Annotated in this window: 15 protein-coding genes; 12 read left to right on the plus strand and 3 right to left on the minus strand. The window is 48.3% G+C overall.

What is annotated here, in order from left to right:
• Positions 1 to 35 precede the first annotated feature (35 nt).
• Positions 36 to 1,541, minus strand: a complete 1,506-nt coding sequence (locus tag QZZ54_RS16505; RefSeq protein WP_290704434.1) for a flagellin — start codon at positions 1,539 to 1,541, stop codon at positions 36 to 38.
• A gap of 434 nt (positions 1,542 to 1,975) precedes the next feature.
• Between QZZ54_RS16505 and QZZ54_RS16510 the strand changes: the two genes are divergently transcribed.
• From QZZ54_RS16510 to QZZ54_RS16530, 5 genes are all read left to right on the plus strand, one after another.
• Positions 1,976 to 3,451, plus strand: a complete 1,476-nt coding sequence (locus QZZ54_RS16510) for a sigma-54 dependent transcriptional regulator (protein ID WP_290704437.1) — start codon at positions 1,976 to 1,978, stop codon at positions 3,449 to 3,451.
• A 1-nt stretch (position 3,452) separates the two neighbouring features.
• Positions 3,453 to 4,550: an ATP-binding protein gene (locus tag QZZ54_RS16515; RefSeq protein ID WP_290704440.1), complete on the plus strand. Its 1,098-nt coding sequence runs from the start codon at positions 3,453 to 3,455 to the stop codon at positions 4,548 to 4,550.
• Between the two features lie 134 nt (positions 4,551 to 4,684).
• Positions 4,685 to 6,058 carry a sigma-54 dependent transcriptional regulator gene (locus tag QZZ54_RS16520; RefSeq protein ID WP_290704442.1) on the plus strand — a complete coding sequence of 458 codons (1,374 nt, stop codon included), beginning with the start codon at positions 4,685 to 4,687 and terminating at the stop codon, positions 6,056 to 6,058.
• Positions 6,059 to 6,367: 309 nt separating this feature from the next.
• Complete coding sequence (gene acs / locus QZZ54_RS16525; RefSeq protein WP_290704445.1) at positions 6,368 to 8,317, plus strand: acetate--CoA ligase; 1,950 nt, start codon at positions 6,368 to 6,370, stop codon at positions 8,315 to 8,317.
• A gap of 189 nt (positions 8,318 to 8,506) precedes the next feature.
• Complete coding sequence (locus QZZ54_RS16530; protein ID WP_290704448.1) at positions 8,507 to 9,172, plus strand: response regulator transcription factor; 666 nt, start codon at positions 8,507 to 8,509, stop codon at positions 9,170 to 9,172.
• A gap of 117 nt (positions 9,173 to 9,289) precedes the next feature.
• Here the strand turns inward: QZZ54_RS16530 and QZZ54_RS16535 are convergent, their stop codons facing one another.
• Both QZZ54_RS16535 and QZZ54_RS16540 read right to left on the minus strand, forming a co-directional pair.
• The gene (locus QZZ54_RS16535) at positions 9,290 to 10,060 is read right to left on the minus strand and encodes a trypsin-like serine protease (protein WP_290704451.1); all 771 of its coding nucleotides are present in this window, start codon (positions 10,058 to 10,060) and stop codon (positions 9,290 to 9,292) included.
• Entirely contained in the window at positions 10,057 to 13,998 is a 3,942-nt protein-coding gene (locus QZZ54_RS16540; RefSeq protein WP_290704454.1) for a hybrid sensor histidine kinase/response regulator, read from the minus strand. The genes QZZ54_RS16535 and QZZ54_RS16540 overlap by 4 nt, the downstream gene beginning before the upstream one ends.
• Before the next feature lie 277 nt (positions 13,999 to 14,275).
• On the opposite strand from QZZ54_RS16540, the gene QZZ54_RS16545 reads away from it, so the two are divergent.
• The 7 genes from QZZ54_RS16545 to fliG all read left to right on the plus strand — a co-directional run bounded on the left by QZZ54_RS16545 (position 14,276) and on the right by fliG (position 22,293).
• Positions 14,276 to 14,533 (plus strand): DUF4212 domain-containing protein, encoded by a 258-nt coding sequence (locus tag QZZ54_RS16545; RefSeq protein WP_290704457.1) that lies wholly within the window; start codon positions 14,276 to 14,278, stop codon positions 14,531 to 14,533.
• 31 nt (positions 14,534 to 14,564) lie between these two features.
• Complete coding sequence (locus tag QZZ54_RS16550) at positions 14,565 to 16,373, plus strand: sodium:solute symporter family protein (protein ID WP_290704460.1); 1,809 nt, start codon at positions 14,565 to 14,567, stop codon at positions 16,371 to 16,373.
• A 163-nt stretch (positions 16,374 to 16,536) separates the two neighbouring features.
• Entirely contained in the window at positions 16,537 to 18,366 is a 1,830-nt protein-coding gene (locus QZZ54_RS16555; protein ID WP_290704462.1) for a DUF294 nucleotidyltransferase-like domain-containing protein, read from the plus strand.
• Between the two features lie 8 nt (positions 18,367 to 18,374).
• On the plus strand, positions 18,375 to 19,001 hold the full coding sequence (locus tag QZZ54_RS16560) for a 3'-5' exonuclease (RefSeq protein WP_290704465.1): 627 nt from the start codon (positions 18,375 to 18,377) through the stop codon (positions 18,999 to 19,001).
• A gap of 173 nt (positions 19,002 to 19,174) precedes the next feature.
• Complete coding sequence (gene fliE, locus QZZ54_RS16565; RefSeq protein ID WP_290704468.1) at positions 19,175 to 19,528, plus strand: flagellar hook-basal body complex protein FliE; 354 nt, start codon at positions 19,175 to 19,177, stop codon at positions 19,526 to 19,528.
• A 55-nt stretch (positions 19,529 to 19,583) separates the two neighbouring features.
• Positions 19,584 to 21,284: a flagellar basal-body MS-ring/collar protein FliF gene (gene fliF, locus QZZ54_RS16570; RefSeq protein ID WP_290704471.1), complete on the plus strand. Its 1,701-nt coding sequence runs from the start codon at positions 19,584 to 19,586 to the stop codon at positions 21,282 to 21,284.
• On the plus strand, positions 21,277 to 22,293 hold the full coding sequence (gene fliG, locus QZZ54_RS16575) for a flagellar motor switch protein FliG (protein WP_290704474.1): 1,017 nt from the start codon (positions 21,277 to 21,279) through the stop codon (positions 22,291 to 22,293). Before fliF ends, fliG begins: the two co-directional genes overlap by 8 nt.
• The last annotated feature ends 4 nt before the right edge of the window (positions 22,294 to 22,297 follow it).

The raw sequence follows: 22,297 nt of genomic DNA on the forward strand, positions 1-22,297 counted from the left end.
CCTTCTTCTAGTCTAGCTAGTTTAGTGCTTTATGCTTACTGTAGCAGAGACAGTACGCCCTGTGGCAAAGTATTTGCCTGAGCCAGCATCGCAGTACCCGCCTGCTGAAGAATCTGGTTCTTAGTCAGGTTGGCTGTTTCAGCGGCAAAGTCAGCATCCAAGATACGAGCTCGTGCGGCAGAAACGTTCTCACTGATGTTACTCAGGTTAGAGATTGTACTTTCCAGACGGTTTTGAACCGCACCGAGGTCTGCCCGGGATTCAGTGATAAAAGCCAGTGCCTGGTCGATTACTTCCAATGCGGAGTTTGAACCGCTTTGAGTACTTACATCCACATCTGCTACCTGAGAGATAGTTGAAGAAGCGGATGTGGCACCAAGAGCTGCTGTTGCAGATGAAGTTATGCCGTATGAACCACCTGAAGAATAGTCAACGCTGCCGCCTACAGTTACGCTATCGGTGTTAGTACCAGTAGTAGTCGCATCAGTAAGGCTGGCAATTGCAGTTGTGCCATCACTCTGAAAAACATCAAGTGCTACATCGCCATCAGTACCATTTAGGGCGCTAGAAATACCAATGTTGTATCCGCTTGCTTGTGTAAGAGTGATCTGTGATAGGTCATCAGATAACTCTGCACTTACACCGGTAGAGGCTGCTTCGGCATTAATTGCGCTTGCAACAGCAGTCAGGTCTGTTGGGTCAGTAATAGCAGCACTGATTGTCTTTTCACTACCTATCGCGGTGTTTGTGCCTGTATATGACCCCAAAGTAAATGTCAGGGTTTCAGCAGCGGCTAAACCGGCACCTGCATCAATAACGACTTTAGTTTCTGCAGTTGCTGTTACGCCAGTTGTTCCAGATTGGCCGTTTACAGCGTTTGCGATAGCGAATGCAGTATCGTTAGCAGAAGTTGTAACGGTAGCAACAGAGTTACCGTTAATTGTCAGGGTCTCACCTGCATAGGCATTTGCTACAAGAGCTGCATTTGCAGCAACTGTTGCGCCAAGTTCTTCTGCACCAGCAACCTGATGTGCTCCCATACTGGTAGCACGTGCAGCACCAATGCTAACGCTGATAGTTTCACCAGCATTTGCACCAACGTGGAATTTAGCAGCTGAGAAAGAACCATCCAAGATTTTCTTGCTGTTAAAGGTAGTGGTATCCGCTATACGGTTTAGCTCGGATTGAAGCTGAGAAACTTCTTTCTGGATGTTAGCGCGGTCAGAATCACTGTTAGTGTCGTTGGCAGACTGAATAGCCAGCTCACGCATCCGCTGCAGGATGTTAGTAGACTCACCCAGTGCGCCTTCAGCGGTTTGTGCCAGAGAGATACCATCGTTGGCGTTACGAACCGCCTGGTTTAGACCTCGAATCTGAGATGTCATACGATCGGAGATCGCAAGACCTGCTGCGTCATCTTTAGCACTGTTGATACGTAGACCAGAAGATAGACGCTGCAGAGATGTCTGCAGGTCGCTCTGAGATTTGCTCAGGTTGTTTTGAGCGTTTAGTGAAGCGATGTTTGTATTGATACCAGCCATTTGATCATCTCCTTAACCTAACCGGTTTTGAAGTCCCCCCGGTTGGTTTTTTTGAGCTTTCGAGGCGGCAACGCCACCTCACTAATAATTTAATTCGTGAAAGGGTTAACGGCGCGCTGTTTTGAAACTTTAGGGGCCTGTTAGAGAAAAATTCGTAATTAATGAGTTTTTTTACTAAAACCCTTGTATTACTGGGGCTTAAAGCCAAAAAAGTGAATGCCCATTTTGTGTACTGTTTTACTAAAGAGGTGTTAATAGGGTTTTCTATATGGGGCAAAAGAGAGTGTTTAAGGTTAATGTTACAGGGCGCGTCAAAAAAACATCACTCACTTGGCTTGTCTTTTCTTATGTTATGTCATAAATTTGACGTAGTGTTATTTACTGTTAGGTTTTTCTGAAACTTACACATGATTATCGGTTAGTTTGGTATCGCTATGGGCAGCCCTTTACAGATTATATTTATAGATGACGATGCGGCTTCCCGTGCGCAGCTGTCAGAACGGCTTAGCTTTGCTGATATCAGTCATGCCACAACCAATTATGTGTCCTGGTTGCAGGGCGATATAACAGACCCCGGTGATAGATCAGTTATCTGGTTAGGGCATTGTTCACTGCCGATCTCGCTTGAAAAGTTGATGCATCAGTTTGATCAACTGGATGACACGCTGCCGGTTATTGCAGTCTCACCCTGGCCAGAGCTGGATCAGCTCTCTCAGAAACTCCAGGAAAAGATCATCGGTCGGCTAAATCCTGATGCCAGCCTTGAAGCGCTAACGGTGATGTTGCACCGGGCGCTGATCTATCGACAGCTGCAACTTCAGTATGCAGGTCAACCCGATCTTTTCTCGCCTAAGTCCGTTGCCAGTCAGTTTGAGGGAATGGTTGGTCATAGTGATGCGATGGCGCTGGTGCGTAAGATGATCAGTCAGGTGGCGGGACGTGACGTAAATGTCCTGATTACCGGGGAGAGTGGTACCGGTAAAGAGATCGTTGCGAATAATTTGCATAAAGCCTCAAAACGATCAGCAGGGCCTTTTGTGCCGGTTAATTGCGGAGCTATTCCCGCAGATTTGCTTGAAAGTGAGTTGTTCGGCCATGAGAAAGGGGCGTTTACCGGAGCGATCAGTTCCCGTGCCGGACGTTTTGAACTGGCCAATGGCGGTACGCTGTTTCTGGATGAGATCGGGGATATGCCGTTGCCGATGCAGGTGAAATTGCTGCGGGTGTTACAGGAACGCTGTTTTGAAAGGGTCGGTGGCAGCAATACCATCGATTGTGATGTGAGGATTATTGCCGCGACCCATCGAGATCTTGATCAGATGATTATCGATGGCAGCTTTCGTGAAGATCTCTACTATCGTCTGAATGTGTTTCCCATCGATATGCCCCGCTTGCGCTCCCGTATTGAGGATATCCCCCCGCTGGTTGATGAATTTACTCGCCGATTAGCCAAGGACGGGTTTGGTCGTTTGCGGTTTCATCCGGCGGCGATCCGTTCGCTGCAGGGCCATGACTGGGCGGGTAATATTCGCGAACTGGCAAACCTGGTTGAACGCTTAGCTATCCTTTACCCGGATGCGGTGGTGGGGGTGAGCGAGTTGCCCGAGAAGTTTCGTCACATAGATGAGCCGGACCCAGGGCTATATAAAGGCAACGATCAGCGAAAAGATGACAGTTCTGGTGAATGTGCTGCAGAACCTTCTGTTGAGGAATATAAAGGGGCGAATGCCCATGAGCTACCTGAGCAGGGTATGGACTTGAAGCAGCATCTGGAAAAAATTGAACGGGGCTATATTAAGCAGGCGCTGGAACAAACCACCGGAGTGGTTGCGCGGGCTGCTGATCTGTTACAGATACGCCGTACAACTCTAGTGGAAAAAATGCGTAAATATGGAATTCAGCGGAAATAATATGAGCGCTGCCGAAAAAGAGATTACCGCCTTACAATCGCAAGTGGCTGAGCTACAGGCGCAGTTGGGTCAGTTGCAGCAGGCTAAGCAGAGTGCTGAAAAAGATCACCTGCGTACATCAGGCCGACTGGATGATCTGCTGAACCTGCTGCCGGCGGGTATTCTGGTAATAGATAGTCGTGGTGAGGTTAGTCTTTGTAACCCAGCTGCAGATTCGTTGCTGGAAACCCCTTTGCAGGGTGAAAAATGGGTTTCGGTGATTAACCGTAGCTTTGCTCCCCGTAGCGATGATGGGCATGAGGTCTCTCTTAAAAGTGGTCGCAGAGTGAGTTTGCAGACCCGTTCCCTTGAAAATGAAGCGGGTCAGTTTGTTATGTTGACGGATCAGACCGAAACCCGCTTATTGCAGGGCCGGTTGGCGCATTTTCAGCGGTTGTCAGAAATGGGGCGGATGATGGCCTCTCTTGCGCATCAGGTGCGTACGCCATTATCTGCGGCGCTTTTATATGCCAGTCATCTGATGAAACCGGAGTTGCGGCCGGAACAGCGGATTAAGTTTGCCGGTAAGGTAAAGTCTCGACTGGATAATCTCGAGTTGCAGGTGCGGGATATGCTGATTTTTGCCCGGGGGGAAACCCGGTTAGAAGATCAGCTAAGTATTGCCGAACTGTATCGAGAGCTGGAAGACGCGCTGGATATGCCTCTGCATAGCTGGGATGCCGATTGTGATTGCATCAATCATGTGCCGGACTTGCAGTTGAACTGTAATAAAGACTCGCTTCTGGGTGCCATTATGAATCTGGTGAACAATGCGCTTCAGGCCGGGGGTAAGGGTACTGAGCTGGTGATTGAGGCGCGATTGGTGGGGGATAAATTAGGTATTGAGGTACGGGATAACGGCCCGGGTATGGATGCTGAGCTTTGTAATAAAGTGATGGAGCCGTTTTTCTCGACCAAGTCCCATGGTACTGGGTTAGGGCTGGCTGTGGCTCAGGTAGTCGCCAAAGCGCATCATGGTGAGTTTATGTTGCGGTCCCAGCCGGGCATAGGTACGCAGGCGGGCTTTTTGATTCCCTATCAGACCAATGAAACAAATTAACATTCTGAAGCCTAAGCTCAGCTTAAAAAGTTCAGCACAGTAAGCTCAGCATAGAAAGTTAAGCGCAGTAAATTCAGCGCAGTAAATTGCAAAGCTGTAATACCTATAATAATGAAGGCAGGGCCGGGTAACTTATGAGTATTCAAGTATTAGTGGTAGAAGATGACGCTGATCTGCGCGAGGCGCTGGTGGATACTCTCGAGTTGGCCGGTTTTGAATATCTGGAAGCGGAGTCAGCTGAGAAAGCGCTGGAGGTGATTGCTGAATATCCGGTGGATATGGTGGTCAGTGACGTCAATATGGGCGGTATGGATGGTCATCAGCTGTTAGAAAAGATCCAGCAGACTCATCCTTGCCTGCCAGTGATGTTGATTACCGCATATGGGCAGGTTGATAAAGCGGTAGATGCAATCAGAAGTGGCGCTGTGGACTATCTGATGAAGCCTTTCGCGCCGGAAGCGCTTATTGAGGTGATTAGGCGCTATACCGGTACCCAGATAAATGAACAGAGTAACCTGCAGCCGATTGCAGAAGAAACCAGTAGTAAGCAGTTACTTCAGGTAGCACGGCGTGTCGCAGAAACTGATTCGACGGTACTGATAACCGGTGAAAGTGGTACCGGTAAAGAGGTGCTGGCACAGTACATTCATATGCATTCCCCCCGAGCAGATAAGCCCTTTGTGGCAATCAATTGCGCTGCAATTCCTGAAAATATGCTTGAAGCAACCTTGTTTGGTCATGAGAAAGGGGCTTTTACCGGGGCTTATACGAGTAATCCCGGTAAATTCGAGCAGGCCAATGGCGGGACTATTTTGCTGGATGAGATATCAGAGATGGATCAGGGGTTGCAGGCTAAGCTGTTGCGGGTTTTGCAGGAGCAGCAGGTAGAGCGAGTCGGTGGCCGTAAGATTATCAACCTGGATGTGCGGATACTGGCGACGACAAACCGCAAGCTGGAAGAATATGTGGCGGAAAATAAGTTTCGTGAAGATCTTTATTACCGGCTTAACGTGTTTCCATTGCAGTGGCTGCCTTTGCGAGAGCGGATTGCCGATATTGTGCCGCTGGCCCAGCGACTGTTAGCCAAATACTCGCGTAAGATGAACCGCACTGCGGTGTCGATGAGTGATGAAGCCCAGCGTGTGCTTCAGGCATACCCCTGGCCGGGTAACGTGCGGGAATTGGATAACATTATTCAGCGATCTCTGATTTTACAACAGGGGGCCTTGATCGGCCCCGGTGATCTTCATATTCAACCCGGTAGTATGCATACAGCTGAAATGGCGGGGCGGATTAATTCTGTCGGTGTGAGTCAGGCGGATAATAGTCAGCTGGGCAATGATATGAAGCAGCATGAGTTTCAGTTGATTGTTGATACCTTGCGGGAAACCGGAGGAAGTAGGAAAGATGCGGCTGATAAATTAGGTATTAGCCCACGAACTTTACGTTACAAACTGGCAAAGATGCGTGAAGCAGGGATCGACCTGGACGCTGAGCTAAAGGGTTAAAATCTCTGTTTTAGGTGATTTTATGCAACTATAGTTGCATAAAATGAAGGGCTTACGACTAATGGCCAGCGCCGGATAGACCAATGTCTAATTATGCAGTAATCCCCCCTTTATGTATAAAGTTAAGCTCTGATTTTAGAAATTTCAGGGCGAGTGTTTTGTCCTGGAAATTATTAACCTGATTTGTCTCACCGCAATAACAAAAGTATCGGCTGAGCAGGGATAGGGAGATGTGATCTGAATTCAATGCAAAATCTGAATCAGGTCACCGCTACTGCAAGAATAAATAATAAGCTAAGGGCATTGTAAATGAGCGATTCTAAGGTATATCCAGTTAGTGAAGAGCTGGCTGCGTCTGCACATATCAATAATGAAAAATATCAGGCGATGTACGAGCAGTCCATCACTGATCCGGATACGTTCTGGGGCGAAGAGGGTAAGCGGCTTGATTGGTTTAAGCCGTACACTAAAGTAAAAAACACCTCTTTTGATCCGCATAATGTTGACATCCGCTGGTTTGAAGATGGCACGCTGAACGCGTCCTATAACTGTCTTGATCGCCACCTTGAAACCCGTGGCGATCAGGTAGCAATTATTTGGGAAGGTGATGACCCGAGTGATTGCGAAAATATTACCTACCGCGACCTGCATGAGCGTGTTTGTAAATTCTCTAACGCGCTGAAATCTCGGGGTGTTGTAAAAGGCGATGTTGTTACTCTTTACATGCCGATGATTCCTGAAGCGGCTGTTGCGATGCTGGCATGTACCCGTATTGGTGCAGTGCATTCAATCGTATTTGGTGGTTTCTCCCCAGAAGCGCTGGCGGCTCGTATAGAAGGCGCTAAATCTAAGGTTGTTGTTACCTCTAACTATTCGCTGCGTGCCGGTAAGTCGGTTCCACTTAAGCTGAACGTTGATAAAGCGCTCGAGCATGAAGCAGCTAAAGCGCTTGTTGATAGCGTTATCGTAGTTAAGCGTGTTGATCAGGATGTTGCCTGGAACGACGTTGATGTTTGGTACGAAGATTTGGTTGCTGATGCTTCTGCTGATTGTCCAGCAGAAGAGATGGAAGCTGAAGCGCCGATGTTTATTCTGTATACCTCGGGTTCTACCGGTGCGCCGAAAGGTTTGAAGCATACTACCGGTGGTTACATGGTGTATGCTGCAATGACCCACGAATACGCTTTCGATTATAAAGATGGCGATATCTACTGGTGTACTGCGGATGTGGGTTGGGTAACCGGACACAGTTATATTGTCTACGGTCCGTTGGCTAACGGCGCAACCTCACTGATGTTTGAAGGTGTGCCAAGCTATCCGGATAACAGCCGTTTCGGTCGCGTTATCGAAAAGCATAAAGTTAATCAGTTCTACACAGCTCCTACTGCCATTCGTGCGCTGATGCAGCAGGGTGAAGATGTATTGGGTGATTCCGATCTGTCCAGTCTACGCATTCTGGGTTCGGTGGGTGAGCCTATCAATCCTGAAGCCTGGGATTGGTATTACCGGATTATCGGTCAAAATCGCTGCCCAATCGTTGATACCTGGTGGCAGACTGAGACCGGCGGAATGATGATTATGCCTCTGCCGGGTGCAACTGCGGCTAAGCCGGGTGCCGCTTCTCGTCCGTTCTTTGGTGTTCAGCCAGCGTTGCTGGATGCGGAAGGTGTAGAGCTGGAAGGCGCTACCGATGGTAATCTGGTTATTAAAGACTCATGGCCTGGTCAGAGTCGTTCTATCTGGGGCGACCATGAGCGCTTTACTCAAACCTACTTTACGACTTATAAGGGTTACTACACTACCGGTGATGGCGCGCGTCGTGATGAAGATGACTACTACTGGATTACCGGTCGTGTCGATGACGTAATCAACGTCTCGGGTCACCGTATGGGTACTGCAGAGGTTGAATCTGCATTGGTTGCTCATCCGGCGGTTGCTGAGGCAGCTGTTGTGGGATATCCGCATGAAATCAAGGGTCAGGGTATCTACGTTTATGTAACGCTTCAGTCTGGCTTTGAGGAGTCTGATGAGCTATTGAAAGAACTGCGTATGCATGTTCGTACCGAAATCGGACCGATCGCTTCGCCTGACTTGATTCAATTCTCTCCAGGTATGCCTAAGACACGTTCAGGTAAAATCATGCGCCGTATCCTGCGTAAGATTGCTGAAAATGACTTCGATGCGTTGGGTGATACCTCTACGTTGGCAGATCCATCTGTAGTGGATGATCTGATTGAGCACCGTATGAACCGTAAGTAATTGTGACTCCGAATTAAACTTTGGATTCCAATTAGTAAGCTCCCTCTCGGTTTTTATGACCGGGGGGGAGTTTTGCTTTAAAAGTGGTGTTAATATATGTGGGTGCAGCCAGTGGGCTTAGCACTTTAAAAGCGGATATATTTGCACGTTTTCACGGATTGAGAGCGGGTAAGGAGGGAGATTAACTTAATGCAACTAGCGCAGAAGATAATCATCGCGGATGACCATCCGCTGTTCCGAGCGGCGCTTAAACAAGCCGTTACTCAGGCTGTTCCAGGTGTTGAAATCGTTGAAGCCGATTCTCTGGAAGCTGTTCAGGCTGCTGTTACTAGCAATTCTGATGCTGATTTAGTACTGCTTGACCTGCATATGCCAGGTACCAATGGCTTTACTGGGTTGGTTTTTTTACGTGGACAAAATCCAGGCATCCCCGTCGTTGTTGTTTCCGGTAGTGAGGAAGCTTCAGTGATGAAGCGGGCGCTGGACTACGGTGCGTCAGGCTTTATTCCTAAATCTTCTCCTTTGGATGTTATTGCTGAGGCGATAACCGCCGTGTTGGAAGGTGAGGAGTGGTTGCCAGAAGAGGTGGCAGAAGGTGTGATTGACGTCACTGCGGAAGATCAGAAATTTGCCGCTGATTTGGCTTCTTTGACGCCGCAGCAATTCCGCGTGTTGACGATGTTGACCGAGGGCTTGCTTAATAAGCAGATCGCTTATGAGCTGAACGTTTCAGAAGCAACGATTAAGGCGCACGTAACGGCGATTCTTCGTAAGCTGAGTGTTCATAGTCGTACTCAGGCAGTTATTGCTGCTCAGCGTCTCTGTGTGGACCCTCCAAAGACTGATATGGGCTAGCGTTAAAGCACGCTATCTCTCTTCTTGCATGATAAAACGCACCTTTGGGTGCGTTTTTTTTTGCTTTACTGTTATGGGTGGTGTGAGGGTGAAAGGTGGTGATCTTTGCTTTTCTTTCTATTCTTCAGGCATTGAAGATCTAACGTTCTTAATGCTCACCACCAGGCTTTGATTTTTATCTGTCCGCCCTCGATGAATGCCTGCCAGTTTCCACTGCTCATTGTGTTTGATCAGTACAGGCCCGCCGGAGTCGCCGCTCAGCGTGCTACAGCTGGTGCGAATGATTGATCTGCTTTCATAGAACTCGGCGATGCTGCAGTTACTTTCTACCGTGAGTACATAGGGGCGATCAGCACGATAGCCAGCCTGAAATACATTTTGTCCGTTTTTTAGCAGTTTTTCATTGGTTAGTGTCAGAAAGCCTAATCGAGAGCCCAAAGGTTTTTGTAGCTTTAATAGGGCCCAGTCGTCTTTGATTGATTCAGGTGAGCTAAGCTTTCCAGGATTGAAGCTAGGGGGTATTTTGTAACTGGTGGCATTGCTTACGCCCTGAAAACTATCTTTTTCTGCGCCAGCCACAAAGGTGATGTATTGCGCCGGAAACCATCTGTCGGTCTCTCTGTTCCACAAGCAGTGGGCCGATGTGAGTACCTGATCAGGGCTCACTAGTGTTGCGGTACAGTGGCCTCTGCCTGCCAGGTTGATCCTGCCAATCATTTGCCAGGGGTGTTCGTTGCTGTTCACCCATTTACGCTGCATGGGGTAGTTGGTCGGGGCGATGGTTTGCCACGCAGCTCCGCCTTTGTCGGCATCTGCGGCATGGCTTATCTGGTTAAGTTGTAAGCCTGCGCTGCAGAGTAATAGTGCGCAGGCTGGTTTCAGTATCATACTTTTGCTGAGGCGATCAGCTTGCTGATAATCGCTCTAAGTGCTGCCGGTTTGATAGGCTTATGCAGTAGCTCTGCCTGCGTCCCTGTGATCTCCTCTTTGACTGCGTCAGTTCGGTCTGCGGTAATGACGACTGCAGGTATGGGGTGGTGCCAGAGCTCTCCCAGTTCCTGCAATGCCATGATGCCAGTGCGGGTTTCGTCGAGATGGTAGTCTGCGAGGATTATATCAGGCATAAACTCCTGTTCTAGGACCTGATCTTTGGCTTCTACAGCGGAAACTGCTGTGAGTACAGAGCACGACCATCCCTGCAGCAGGGCGCTCATCCCTTCTAGAATCTTAGGTTCATTGTCGATTACCAGTACCTTGATTCCTTCCAGTGCTTTACTGCGGGTCCAGCCTCGTTTTTCGGGTTTCGCTTTGACTGCTTTAGCTTTGTTGCCCAAAGGTATGTTGACGCTAAATACAGTGCCTTTGCCGGGCCATGAACGCACATTAAGGGGATGGTTTAGCATTGTCGCTATACGTTCGGTGATGGCCAGTCCCAGTCCTAGTCCATCAACCTGAGAGTGCTTAGGGTTGTTTATGCGGCGAAATTCCTCAAAGACTTCGTTTAACTTGTCTTCGGGAATGCCGACGCCGGTATCCCAAACTTCGATCTGTAGTGCTTTGCCTTGGCGTCGACAGCCCAGCAATATCTTACCTTCTTGAGTGTAGCGGATTGCGTTGGAGAGAAAATTCTGCAGAATTCGACGTAACAGTTGCTGATCAGAGTGGACTACCTGACAGCATTTGACAAAATGAAAGCTCAGATTTTTCTCTTCGGCTAATGCGGTAAATTCAGCACTAAGGTTGTCGAACATGGTGTCGATTGAAAAGTGGCTGAGGTTGGGTTCAAGTGCTCCAGCGTCCAGTTTGGATATGTCCAGAATGGTTGTGATCAGGCTTTCTGCGGCTTTAAGGGAGCCGTCGAGGTTGTCTACCAGTTGGCGTGTTTCAATATTGTGTTTTTGCTGTGCCAAGGCGGAGATAAATAATCGCGCAGCATTCAGAGGTTGTAATAGGTCATGACTTGCGGCGGCCAGGAAGCGGGTTTTGCCAAGGTTGGCTGCATCCGCGTCAGATTTTGCCTGACGCAGTTCATCCTCGATTAGTGAGCGAATGGTGTTCTCTTTGCGTAGCTCTTTGTTGACTACAGAGAGTGTTTGGGTTCGTTCATGCACCCGTAGTTCCAGATTCTCATTGGTTTCCTGGAGTAGTTGCTCAGCTTTGCGTCGCTCAGTTATGTCCTGATATAGCGTGAAATAACCTAGTATCTCTCCGGTCTCGGTAAAGTGGGGTATGTAGGTTACCTCGGCATATCTTACCTGGCCATCACTTGAAGGGAGTTCAGTTTCAAATCGCTGGCGTTCGCCTTGTAGTACTTTGTTTATGTAAGGTAGACGTGTCTCGAACTCCTTTTTCGATAAGGTATCGTTGCTTGATATGCCGGCGATGTTGTGTCGATCTATGCCGAATGCGCGGGCGTAAGCTTTATTGACAAAGCGGAAGTTGCGGTCGGTGTCGAGGAAGGCGATCAGCACTGGCACGTTATCGGTGTAGTTACGGATGTTCTGCTCACTTTCACGCAGGGCTTCCTGTACCCGCTTGTGCTCGGTGATATCCATATAAGTGTTAACAAAGCCGCCATTAGGCATTCTGTTGCCCCGAACTTCCAGTACAGAGCCGTCCATTCTGTGACGTTCGTAGGAGTGGGCTTTGCCTTCGTGGAGTATGTTAAGGCGGCTTTCTACATGTTCGTTTACATCGCCTTCACCATACTCCCCTTTGGTGGCGTTATAACGGAATATCTCTTCAATCGGGCGGCCAACACAGACTAGTCCTTCGGGGTACTCGAACATGTCAATGTAGCGTCGATTCCAGGCAACAAGGCGCATCTGTTGGTCAACCACGCTGACGCCCATGGTGATGTTTTCGATGGTAGATTGCAGTAATGAACGGTTGAAACGCAGCGCCTGTGAAGCTTCATCAACGATAGTAACCACATCGCCGATCTGCATATCTTTACCCCGCAGGGTAGAGGCGAGCACGATGCGGGCAGAGGAAGCGCCAATAACGCCAGCCAGCAAGCGTTCGGTAAACTGAATCAATTCAGAGCTGGCTTTGTCTCCAGAGAGTAGGGGATCAAGGCCTGCTTTAAGCGCGAAGCCGGTAAAGGCGTGCTGTGTTCGGCTGATGCCGAGGAAGCGCTCGGTCAGAATCTGTAAGTCCCCTACGGTGGCGTGGCTGAATACTTTGGACGGTTCTGATAGGTCGTTGTTGTAGACATCGACGAAGGCGCTAGCTTGGATTCGGTCAATTAGTCTTTGGGGGCTGTATCTGGATACCAGAAGGTAAAGCAGCGCGTTGACCGAGACGCTCCAGAGGGTTCCGTGGGTTAGCGGATCCATGTCGGGGAGGCCAAAGAGTTGCGTTGGTATAAGTAGATCGGAACCAAATAGGCCATTATCCAGGAAAGATGCGGGCATTAAGCCGGCATTGGCCATAGTTGGGAATACTAGGGTATAAAGCCAGATCAGAAAGCCAGCGGAGAGTCCTGCGAGCATGCCGTGACGGGAGCCAGTTTTCCAGTACATGCCGCCGATTAAGCCGGGCAGGAACTGCGCTGAGGCGACAAAAGCCAACAGGCCAAATGAAGCGAGAGTCCCTTGATCCCCTAATATACGATAGTAGAAGTAGGCCAGGATCATCAGGCAGATGATGGTGATCCGTCTTACTCGGAGAAGCATCGCTCCCAGATCTTTATTTTTCGATAGCTTTAGCCATGAGACCCTGAGTAATAGAGGCATCACTATATCGTTACATACCATCGTAGAGAGGGTAATTGAGGCAACAATAACCATGCTGGTTGCAGCGGACAGGCCGCCTATAAAGGCAAAGGTGGTCAAGCCTTTAAAGCCTTCCTGCAGTGGCAGCATGAGAACAAAGGTATCGGCGTCGACCGTCGTGGCGTCAAAGGATGCCATTCCTGCGGTGGCTATGGGCAGGACAAACAACGATAGCAAAATTATATAAATGGGAAACAGCCAGCGCGCTGTTTTCAGGTTCTCAAGGTGAGTGTTTTCCACGACAGTGACGTGAAATTGGCGAGGTAAGCAGAGGATGGCAGCGCAGGCTAATAGGATTTCTGTCAGAAAACTGTTGCCCAGGAAGGTTTCTTCCAGGGGGCTGCTGAAGTTTGCGTTGTTATGCAGTTGGTTGCGGATGTTGTCAATCAGGTCTGGCACGCCGTCATATATATGAAAGGTGACCATCAGGCCGACCGCCAGAAAGGCTGTTAGTTTAACAATGGATTCAAAGGCAACTGCGAGCATCATGCCTTCGTGATGCTCCGTGGCGTCGATGTGACGGGTGCCGAATAGAATTGTAAAAACAGCCATTATCAGGGCGACAAACAGTGCGGTATCGTTGCCTTTGCTGAGTGCTTCAGTTGCTCCGGGCGCGATTGCGTCATAACTGATAGCGACCGCTTTGAGCTGCATGGCGATGTAGGGAATTGTGCCAAATACTGCAATGACCGTAACGAGGACGGCTAATGCCTGGCTTTTCCCATAGCGGGAGGAAAGAAAGTCAGCGATGGAAGTAGTGTTTTGTTGCTTACTGACAAGAATGATTTTTTCTATGACTCGCCAGCCAAAAATAAAGACGATTGCTGGTCCAAGATAGGTGGCGAGAAATTCCCAGCCGCTGACTGAGGCGCGCCCGACGGCACCATAGAAAGTCCAGGATGAACAGTAGATCGCAAGTGACAGCGAATAGATGACTGGATTGCTGGCGTAGGAACGTCCCTTAGCGCTACGGTCGCCGAAATAGGCGATGGCAAAAAGTAGTCCGACATAAGCCAGAGAGATGAGAATTATTGAACCGCCGGAAAGCATAGTGAGGTTGCCGTTGTTACTTTGGTGGAAGGCCTAGTGTACCTGAACTAACTATAAGATCCCTATGCCTCTTATACCTTTGTCTAGCGCGTTGAGTTTGAAAGGTTTTTTGTGAATGGCTGGATGTCGCGGTGGGCTTGGGTTGCGAGGCTTTTGGCTGTGTTAGAGGATTGTGGGTCAGACCAAAGTAGGGGATTTGTTTGCCAAACCAGTTTGTTAAATTCTATCTGTCCACAACTTTTACTTAACCTAATAACAAAAATTAAGGATGGTGCCAATGTCTACACAAGACAATGCTTCGGCCTACTGGTCCGAAAACTTGCGCATTATCACTACGTACCTCTCTGTCTGGTTTGTAGTGTCTTATGTGTGTGGGATCTTGCTTGTTGATTCTCTCGATGCAATTCCGTTTTTCGGCTTTCCGCTGGGTTTCTGGATCGCACAGCAGGGCGCAATTTTCATCTATGTTGGTCTGATCTGGATGTACGTGTCCAGCATGAACAAACTTGATGAAAAATACGACGTTCACGAATAAGAACAATAAGAACTGAACTGAGGATAATTATATGAGTCTTGATCTACTTACTTACCTGTTTATAGGGGGATCTTTTGTCCTCTATATCGGTATCGCTATTTGGGCCCGTGCCGGGTCTACGAAAGAATTTTACGTAGCAGGCGGTGGTGTACACCCAATTGCTAACGGTATGGCAACTGCTGCAGACTGGATGTCAGCGGCTTCCTTTATCTCGCTTGCGGGTCTGGTGTCTTTCATCGGTCGTGATGGTGCGGCTTATCTGATGGGTTGGACTGGTGGCTACGTGCTACTGGCGATGCTTCTTGCGCCTTATTTGCGTAAGTTTGGTAAGTTTACGATTCCTGATTTCGTTGGTGATCGTTATTATTCCCAAACGGCGCGGCTTATTGCGATTATCTGTACTATCGTAATCTCCTTCACCTACGTTGCAGGTCAGATGCGTGGTGTTGGTATCGTATTCTCTCGTTACCTACACGTTGACATCAATACTGGTGTTGTTATCGGTATGGCAATCGTATTCTTCTACGCTGTATTGGGTGGAATGAAAGGTATTACCTATACTCAGGTAGCTCAGTACTGCGTACTGATTCTGGCGTTTATGGTTCCAGCGATCTTCATGTCTATGCAGGTTACGGGTCACTTCCTGCCACAGGTTGGTCTGGGTGCGACGCTTGACTCTGGATTGTCGGTTCTGGCAACGCTGGATAAATTGTCTATCGACTTAGGTTTTGCGGAATATACGGCAGGTAAGAAATCAACTGTTGATATCTTCTGTCTGACTGCTGCTCTGATGGCCGGTACTGCGGGTCTGCCACACGTAATCGTACGTTTCTTCACTGTACCTCGTGTGAAAGATGCTCGTACTTCTGCTGGTTGGGCGCTGATCTTCATCGCTATCCTGTACACAACGGTACCGGGTGTAGCTGGTTTCGGTCGGGTTAACCTGATCCAAACTATCAACGGTGTTGATAATGCCGGTACTTCCTATGAGACTATGCCTACCTGGTTTAAGAATTGGGAAAATGCTGGTCTGTTGGGTTGGAAAGATTATAACGGTGACGGCAAAGTTCAGTACGCAGCTGGTGCAGCATTTGATGGCTCTAAAGGTAAGCCAGCATTTGATGGCGATGCTCGTGGTGAGCACGGTGAGCGTGCGGTAACTAACGCATATGCGAATCCGACTGCTAAGCCGGGTGTTCCGTTTGCTAACGAAGTATACGTTGACCGTGACATCATGGTACTGGCTAACCCTGAGATCGCTCAGTTGCCTAACTGGGTAATCGCGTTGGTTGCTGCTGGTGCGGTTGCTGCGGCACTGTCTACTGCAGCGGGTCTGCTGTTGGTAATCTCTACCGCAATTGCGCATGACTTGATGAAGACGATTATCAATCCGAAAATCTCTGAGAAGCAGGAGTTGATGTACGCACGTATGGCTGCAGTGGTGGCCATCTGTATTGCAGGTTACTTCGGTATCAACCCGCCCGGATTCGTGGCGCAGGTGGTAGCACTGGCCTTTGGTCTGGCTTCTTCCTCTGTGTTCCCGGTTATCGTGATGGGTATCTTCAACAAGCGTATGAACAAAGAAGGCGCTATCGCAGGTATGTGTGTAGGTCTGGGTTCTACTATGGCTTACATGATCTACTTCACCTTCATGGGTGGCGATAAAGCGGATCTGTTCCTAGGTATCTCTACCGGTGGCTTCGGTGCTGTTGGTATGGTACTGAACTTCATCGTGGCATATGTTGTTTCAATGATGACTCCTCCTCCTCCAGCGGAGATCCAGGATATTGTTGAAAACATCCGTGTACCACGTGGTGCTGGTGAAGCTCACGCGCACTAAGATCTGAAAAGATCTGACTAAAACGCAAGGCGCACCAGCTAGAGTTGGTGCGCCTTTTTGTTTTTTTGTGTTGGGTAAAGTTTAATCAGAGTTTCAGCCTAAAGAACTGTGTTAGTTCTTTAATCAGAAATTTTGTGATTGTTTCAGGTTGGAGGGATTATCTATGCCATCATCTTTTAAAATGGAAAATATGCCGTTCAGTCTGCTCTCAGAGCGAGAGCAGGGGTATCTTCGTTCAAGTCTGGATATCGGTTACTACCAGGCCGGTGAGGTTCTACTTGCTGCTGGTGATGTGCCTGAGGGGGTTTATGTAATCTTCAAAGGTCGCGTTGGTGAAAGTGATGTGGCTGTGGAGGGCGAGGAGAAGCAAGAGCAGGTTTTTGTTCACTACGCTAATGAAGATTATTTTGGTGCCTGGTCGGCTATTCGTGGTACTGCAATTCATAACTTTATTGCAGAAGAGGAAACTATCTGTCATATCCTGCCAACTAAAGCTCTGTTGGATTTGTGTGCAGGAAACAGTCGCTTTGGGGATTACTTTCAGCAGAGTTTGTCCGCCAAAACTGAGATCCAGGCGCAGGAAGGCGGCGATCAGGATATGGCTGAGTTCATGCTTGCTCAGGTTAAGGATGGATTGATTCGCGAGCCGTTGATCGTATTGGAAGGGACCTCAATAAGCGAGGCGACCGTGTTGATGCGTGAAAAGCACGCGGATTGTGTATTGGTTAAACGCGGCAATCGTTACGGTATGGTGACCGGCACCGATCTTCTGGATGCTGTAGTCATTGAAAAGCTTGAATTGACGTCTGACGTCGCTGAAATTGCGAGCTACCGGATTATCTCTACAACGTCGGATGATTATCTGTTCAATGCGCTGATTACCATGACTCAGCAGCATATCGAACGCGTAGTAGTGATGGATGATAATCAGCTTACCGGCATTATAGAGCTGACCGATGTATTGAGTTATTTCTCCAGTCATTCCCATGTTATAGGTTTGCGGATTGAGCGGGCTAAAACCGTAGAAGATTTGCATGAAGCTGCCCATGGTTTGAATGATTTGATTAAGGGGTTAGTTACCCATGGCGTGAAAGCGCGTTTTGCCATGGATCTGATCGCTGCAATGAATGGCCGTGTTATTGCAAAGCTGTTTGATCTGATTGTGCCTACGGATATGCAGCCCCATGTGTGTTTGATTGTTATGGGGAGTGAGGGGCGCGGGGAACAGATTATGAAGACCGATCAGGACAATGCTCTGATCTATCGAGACGGCCTTCAGTGGCCGGGTATGCAGGAGACTATGGAGCTCTTTACCGAGACGTTAATTTCATTTGGTTTCCCAAAGTGTCCTGGAAATATAATGGTTTCTAACCCTGCCTGGGTTAAGTCGATTGGTCAGTGGACGCAACAGTTAAGTGACTGGTCTTATCGGTGTGAGGGTGAGGCGCAGATGAATCTAGCGATTGCGGTTGATGCGCATCCTGTTGCTGGTAATGCGGCGTTGTTTAAAACCTCCAGAAACTGGTTTATGCGTCACCTGCAGAACAACGACGTATTTTTCTCTCACTTTGCCAAGGCGTCACTAGAATTTGATACTCCTTTGACTTTCTTTGGAAATCTCAAGGATAAAGGTGAGTTAGACGTTAAAAAAGCGGGTATCTTTCCTATAGTGCACGGTATTCGAGCAATGGCGTTGCAGTTTAAAATACTGGAAACCAATACCTTTAAACGAATTGAAGCCTTGGTCGAAATAGGGCAGATGAAGGAGGAGCATGGTCGGGAGCTTGCTGAAGCGCTGGCGCTGTTTATTCAGACTCGTTTGAAGCAGCAGGTGAAGCGAATTGATGATGCGTCAGATGGTGTAGACCAAACGCCTAATATCCTTGAGCTGTCTTCATTGGATAAAATGGAGCGAGACCTGCTTCGAGATGGCATGCATATCGTCAAAGGCTTTAAAAAGAGTCTGACGCTCCGGTATCACCTGGGAGGATAAATCGGAATATGATTATTCCAAGAACAATAAGAAAAATGAAAGAGCGCATGGACCATAAAAATGGTCCATATGCACACCTGTTCGAGCCTTATGAAGGTGATGAAGTTGTTTCTCTGGACTGTGAAACGACAAGCTTGAACGTTAAAGAGGGTGAAATTCTTTCTATTGGTGCGGTGAAGATAAAGGGGCGCAAGGTGATGACCAGCGATCGGCTGGATATTAAGTTGAAGCCGCCTAAAAGTCTGACCGGTGACTCAATTAAAATCCATAAGATTCGTGCTGCTGATCTGGTTGATGGTGTCTATATGGATGAGGCGCTGGAAAAGGTGCTGGAGTTTATCGGCAATCGTCCTATCCTGGGTTATTACGTTAATTATGATGTACGGATGCTGGAAAAATACCTGCGGCCTCGATATGGTTTTGGTTTGCCGGGTAAGGCGATCGAACTGTCTCATGTATATCATGACATTATTAAGTGGCGTCATGTGGGCGGAGATGTAGATCTGCGTTTTGATACGATCTCTAAGTGCCTTGATATCCCGATGTTGGAGCGACACACGGCCTTGGGTGATGCTATTACAGTTGCGCTGATGTATGTACGGCTGAACTATGGTGATCCACCTAAGGCGGGTTAGCGTTAGACGTCAAAAAACAAGCGGGCCTATGGCCCGTTTTTTGCTTTGTATATGGTAGAGATTAATTATTGACATATATTTGTGTCATTAAATTGGCGAATAAGTTGTTTTGTGGCTTGCTAAGTGGCGGTTCAAACTTATAATGTCAATATATTGCCATTGTTGAGGTGGGTATGATTGAACGTGCAGACATAAATTCAGTGTTGCAGCAGATGCGTGAGCTAAAAACGCAGGCTCAGCAGGGTCTTTCGCCTGACTTGAATCGACCTCAGGGAATTCGACCAGTTGTTGATACTGAGGGAGGTGAGAGTTTTGCCGATCTTTTCAAAGGTGCTATTGAGGGTGTCAATAACTCACAGGCTCAGGCTAAAAGTCTGGCGACTGCGTATGAAAAAGGTGTAGAAGGAGTCGACCTGCACCAGGTTATGATCAGTATGGAAAAAGCGTCGGTTTCATTTCAGGCGCTGACTCAGGTGCGGAATCGAATGGTTTCTGCCTATGAAGATGTTATGAAAATGCCGATCTGATTTGATTGGTCAATTTAGAATAATAATCAGAAGTAATATCAGGAAACTGAGCTAGATGGAAAACGCGACAGTGCAGACAGGAACAGGTGGACCGGTAGCCTTCGGCTTTAACCGCTTGGGGCTGGTGCGTCAACTGGGGCTGATGGTCGGCCTGGCTGCCACGATAGCGATCGGTTTTGCTGTTGTACTCTGGTCGCAAGAGCCAGATTATCGTGTGCTCTACAATAATGTTTCTTACTCTGATGCTAATCAGATTGTTGAGCAGCTTCAGCTTAATAATATCCCGTATAAATTCGATTCCAGTGGTCATAATATTCTGGTTGCAGGGGAACATCTGCATAAAGCGCGTCTGCGGCTCGCTGCAGAGGGTTACACCGGCGATAATACGGTGGGTTTTGAGCTGCTGGACAAAGAGCAGGGGTTGGGTACCAGTCAGTTCATGGAGACTGCGCGCTATCGTCGAGGGTTAGAGGGCGAGTTGGCGCGAACTATTACCAGCATGCTTTCCGTGCGTAAGGCCAGAGTTCATCTGGCGCTGCCAAAACAGTCTGTATTTGTTCGCGATCAGCGTAAACCTACCGCTTCGGTGTTTCTTGACTTGGTCGCAGGTCGTCGCCTGGAATCTATACAGGTGCAAGCTATTGCGAACCTGATAGCTTCCAGTATCCCTGAGCTGGCCAGCCAAGATGTTACCGTGGTTGATCAAAAGGGACGTTTACTGAATACCCGGGATATGAATACCGACGTAGTGCTCGCGGCAAAACAGCTAGAATACACCCGTAGGATAGAAGAGACATTGGTTAACCGGGTGAACAGTATCTTGCAGCCTGTTGTCGGTGTGGGGCGTTACCGGGCTGAAGTCTCTGCTGATATCGATTTTACTGCAGTCGAGCAAACAGATGAAATTTATAACCCGGACCTGCCGGCGCTGCGTAGTGAACAGACAATGGATGAAAGTACTTCGGGGCAGGCAGGCGCTTCGGGGGTTCCGGGTTCTCTGTCGAATCAGCCTCCGGGGGCTAGTTCGGTGCCTGAGGTGACGGCTAATGGTCTGGCTCTGCAGAATGAAGGTGTTGTTGAGCGTCAGGATGGGCCAAAGAATGCTCGTTCCCAGGCTACCCGTAATTATGAGTTGGATCGTTCAATTAGTTATACCAAGCATCAGATGGGGCAGATTAATCGACTTTCAGTCGCTGTCGTTGTGGATGATTTGGCGACAACGAGTCAGGATGGTGGTGCGAAGACCCGAACTCCGTGGGATGAGAATGAATTGGCTCGACTGTCTATACTGGTAAAGGATGCAGTGGGGTATTCTGCAGTACGAGGTGACAGCGTCAATGTGATTAACTCCCCGTTTGCTGCGCCTGATGTCTATGAAGAGGAAGAAGTTCCTATCTGGAAACAGGATTGGGTGCACGATATTGCTAAGCAGGTGCTTGCCGGTGTGTTTGTTCTGGTGTTGGTTTTTGGTCTTTTGCGGCCGATCATGAAAAGCCTTGCGGTGAGCTCTGCTCAGAAAGCTGCCTCTGAAAATGCCAGTGCTACTACTCCGACTGATCTGTCATCGGATCTTGAATCGCTTGATATGAGTGAAATATCAGGTGATACAGTGACTTTTAGTGGTATCGATAATGCGCTTGCGCCGACGCCGAATGAGACGTACGAGTATCAGCTTAATGCTATTCGCAGCATGATTGCAGAAGATCCGGCAAAAGTAGCACAGGCGATCAGACAGTGGGTGTCCGAACATGAATGATCAGGTAACAGAAGGCGGTGTTGAACTGACGAATACCCAAAAAGCAGCGGTGTTGCTGATCTCTCTTGGTGAAAGTGATGCTGCAGAGGTGTTGCGTTATCTGGGACAAAAAGAGGTGCAACAGCTGGGTTTGTCGATGAGTAATCTGGACAATATTCCTCAGTCTGCTGTGGAGTCGGTAATGGCTGACTTTATGGAGGCTATTAGTGATCAGACTAGTATCGGTATTAATAATGATCACTATATTAAGGAAATGCTGAGTCAGGCGCTGGGAGATGAAAAAGCTCAATCACTGGTAGATCGTATTCTTATGACTACCAATACCTCGGGATTGGAAAGTCTTAAGTGGATGGATTCCCGCCAGGTTGCCGATATTATTCGCTTTGAACATCCGCAGATTCAGGCAGTTGTATTGGCTTATCTAGATCCGGATCAAGCTGCTCACGTGCTGCAGCGATTTGATGAAAATGTACGTCTGGAGATATTGATGAGGATTACCTCTCTGGATCAGATACAGCCTTCAGCCCTACAAGAGCTGAATGATATTCTGGAGTCTCAGTTCGCTGGTGCAACAAGTCAGAGCGCTAGTCTGGGTGGTCTGAAAACGACAGCGAATATCATGAACTACATTGATAGCGGTATTGAGCAAGAGCTGATGGAGCAGATTCGTGAAGTAGATGAATCTCTGAGTGATCAGATCTCCGATATGATGTTTGTCTTCGATAATCTGATCGATGTGGAAGATGCGGGTATTCAGGTTATTTTGCGTGAAATTAGTACCGATGTTCTTGTTGTGGCGCTGAAGGGTGCTGAGACAGGGTTGCAGGATAAAGTCTTTAGGAATATGTCCAAACGTGCGGCTGAGTTGTTACGCGATGACCTTGAAGCTAAGGGTCCTGTCAGGGTAAGTGAAGTTGAAGATGCACAGAAAGAGATCCTGACAACGGCGCGTCGTTTAGCTGATGAGGGTGAAATTATGCTCGGTGGCGGCGGAGAAGAAATGCTGTGATAGG

Origin of the sequence: Amphritea sp. (assembly GCF_016744155.1) — a bacterium.
Taxonomy (GTDB): Bacteria; Pseudomonadota; Gammaproteobacteria; order Pseudomonadales; family Balneatricaceae; genus Amphritea.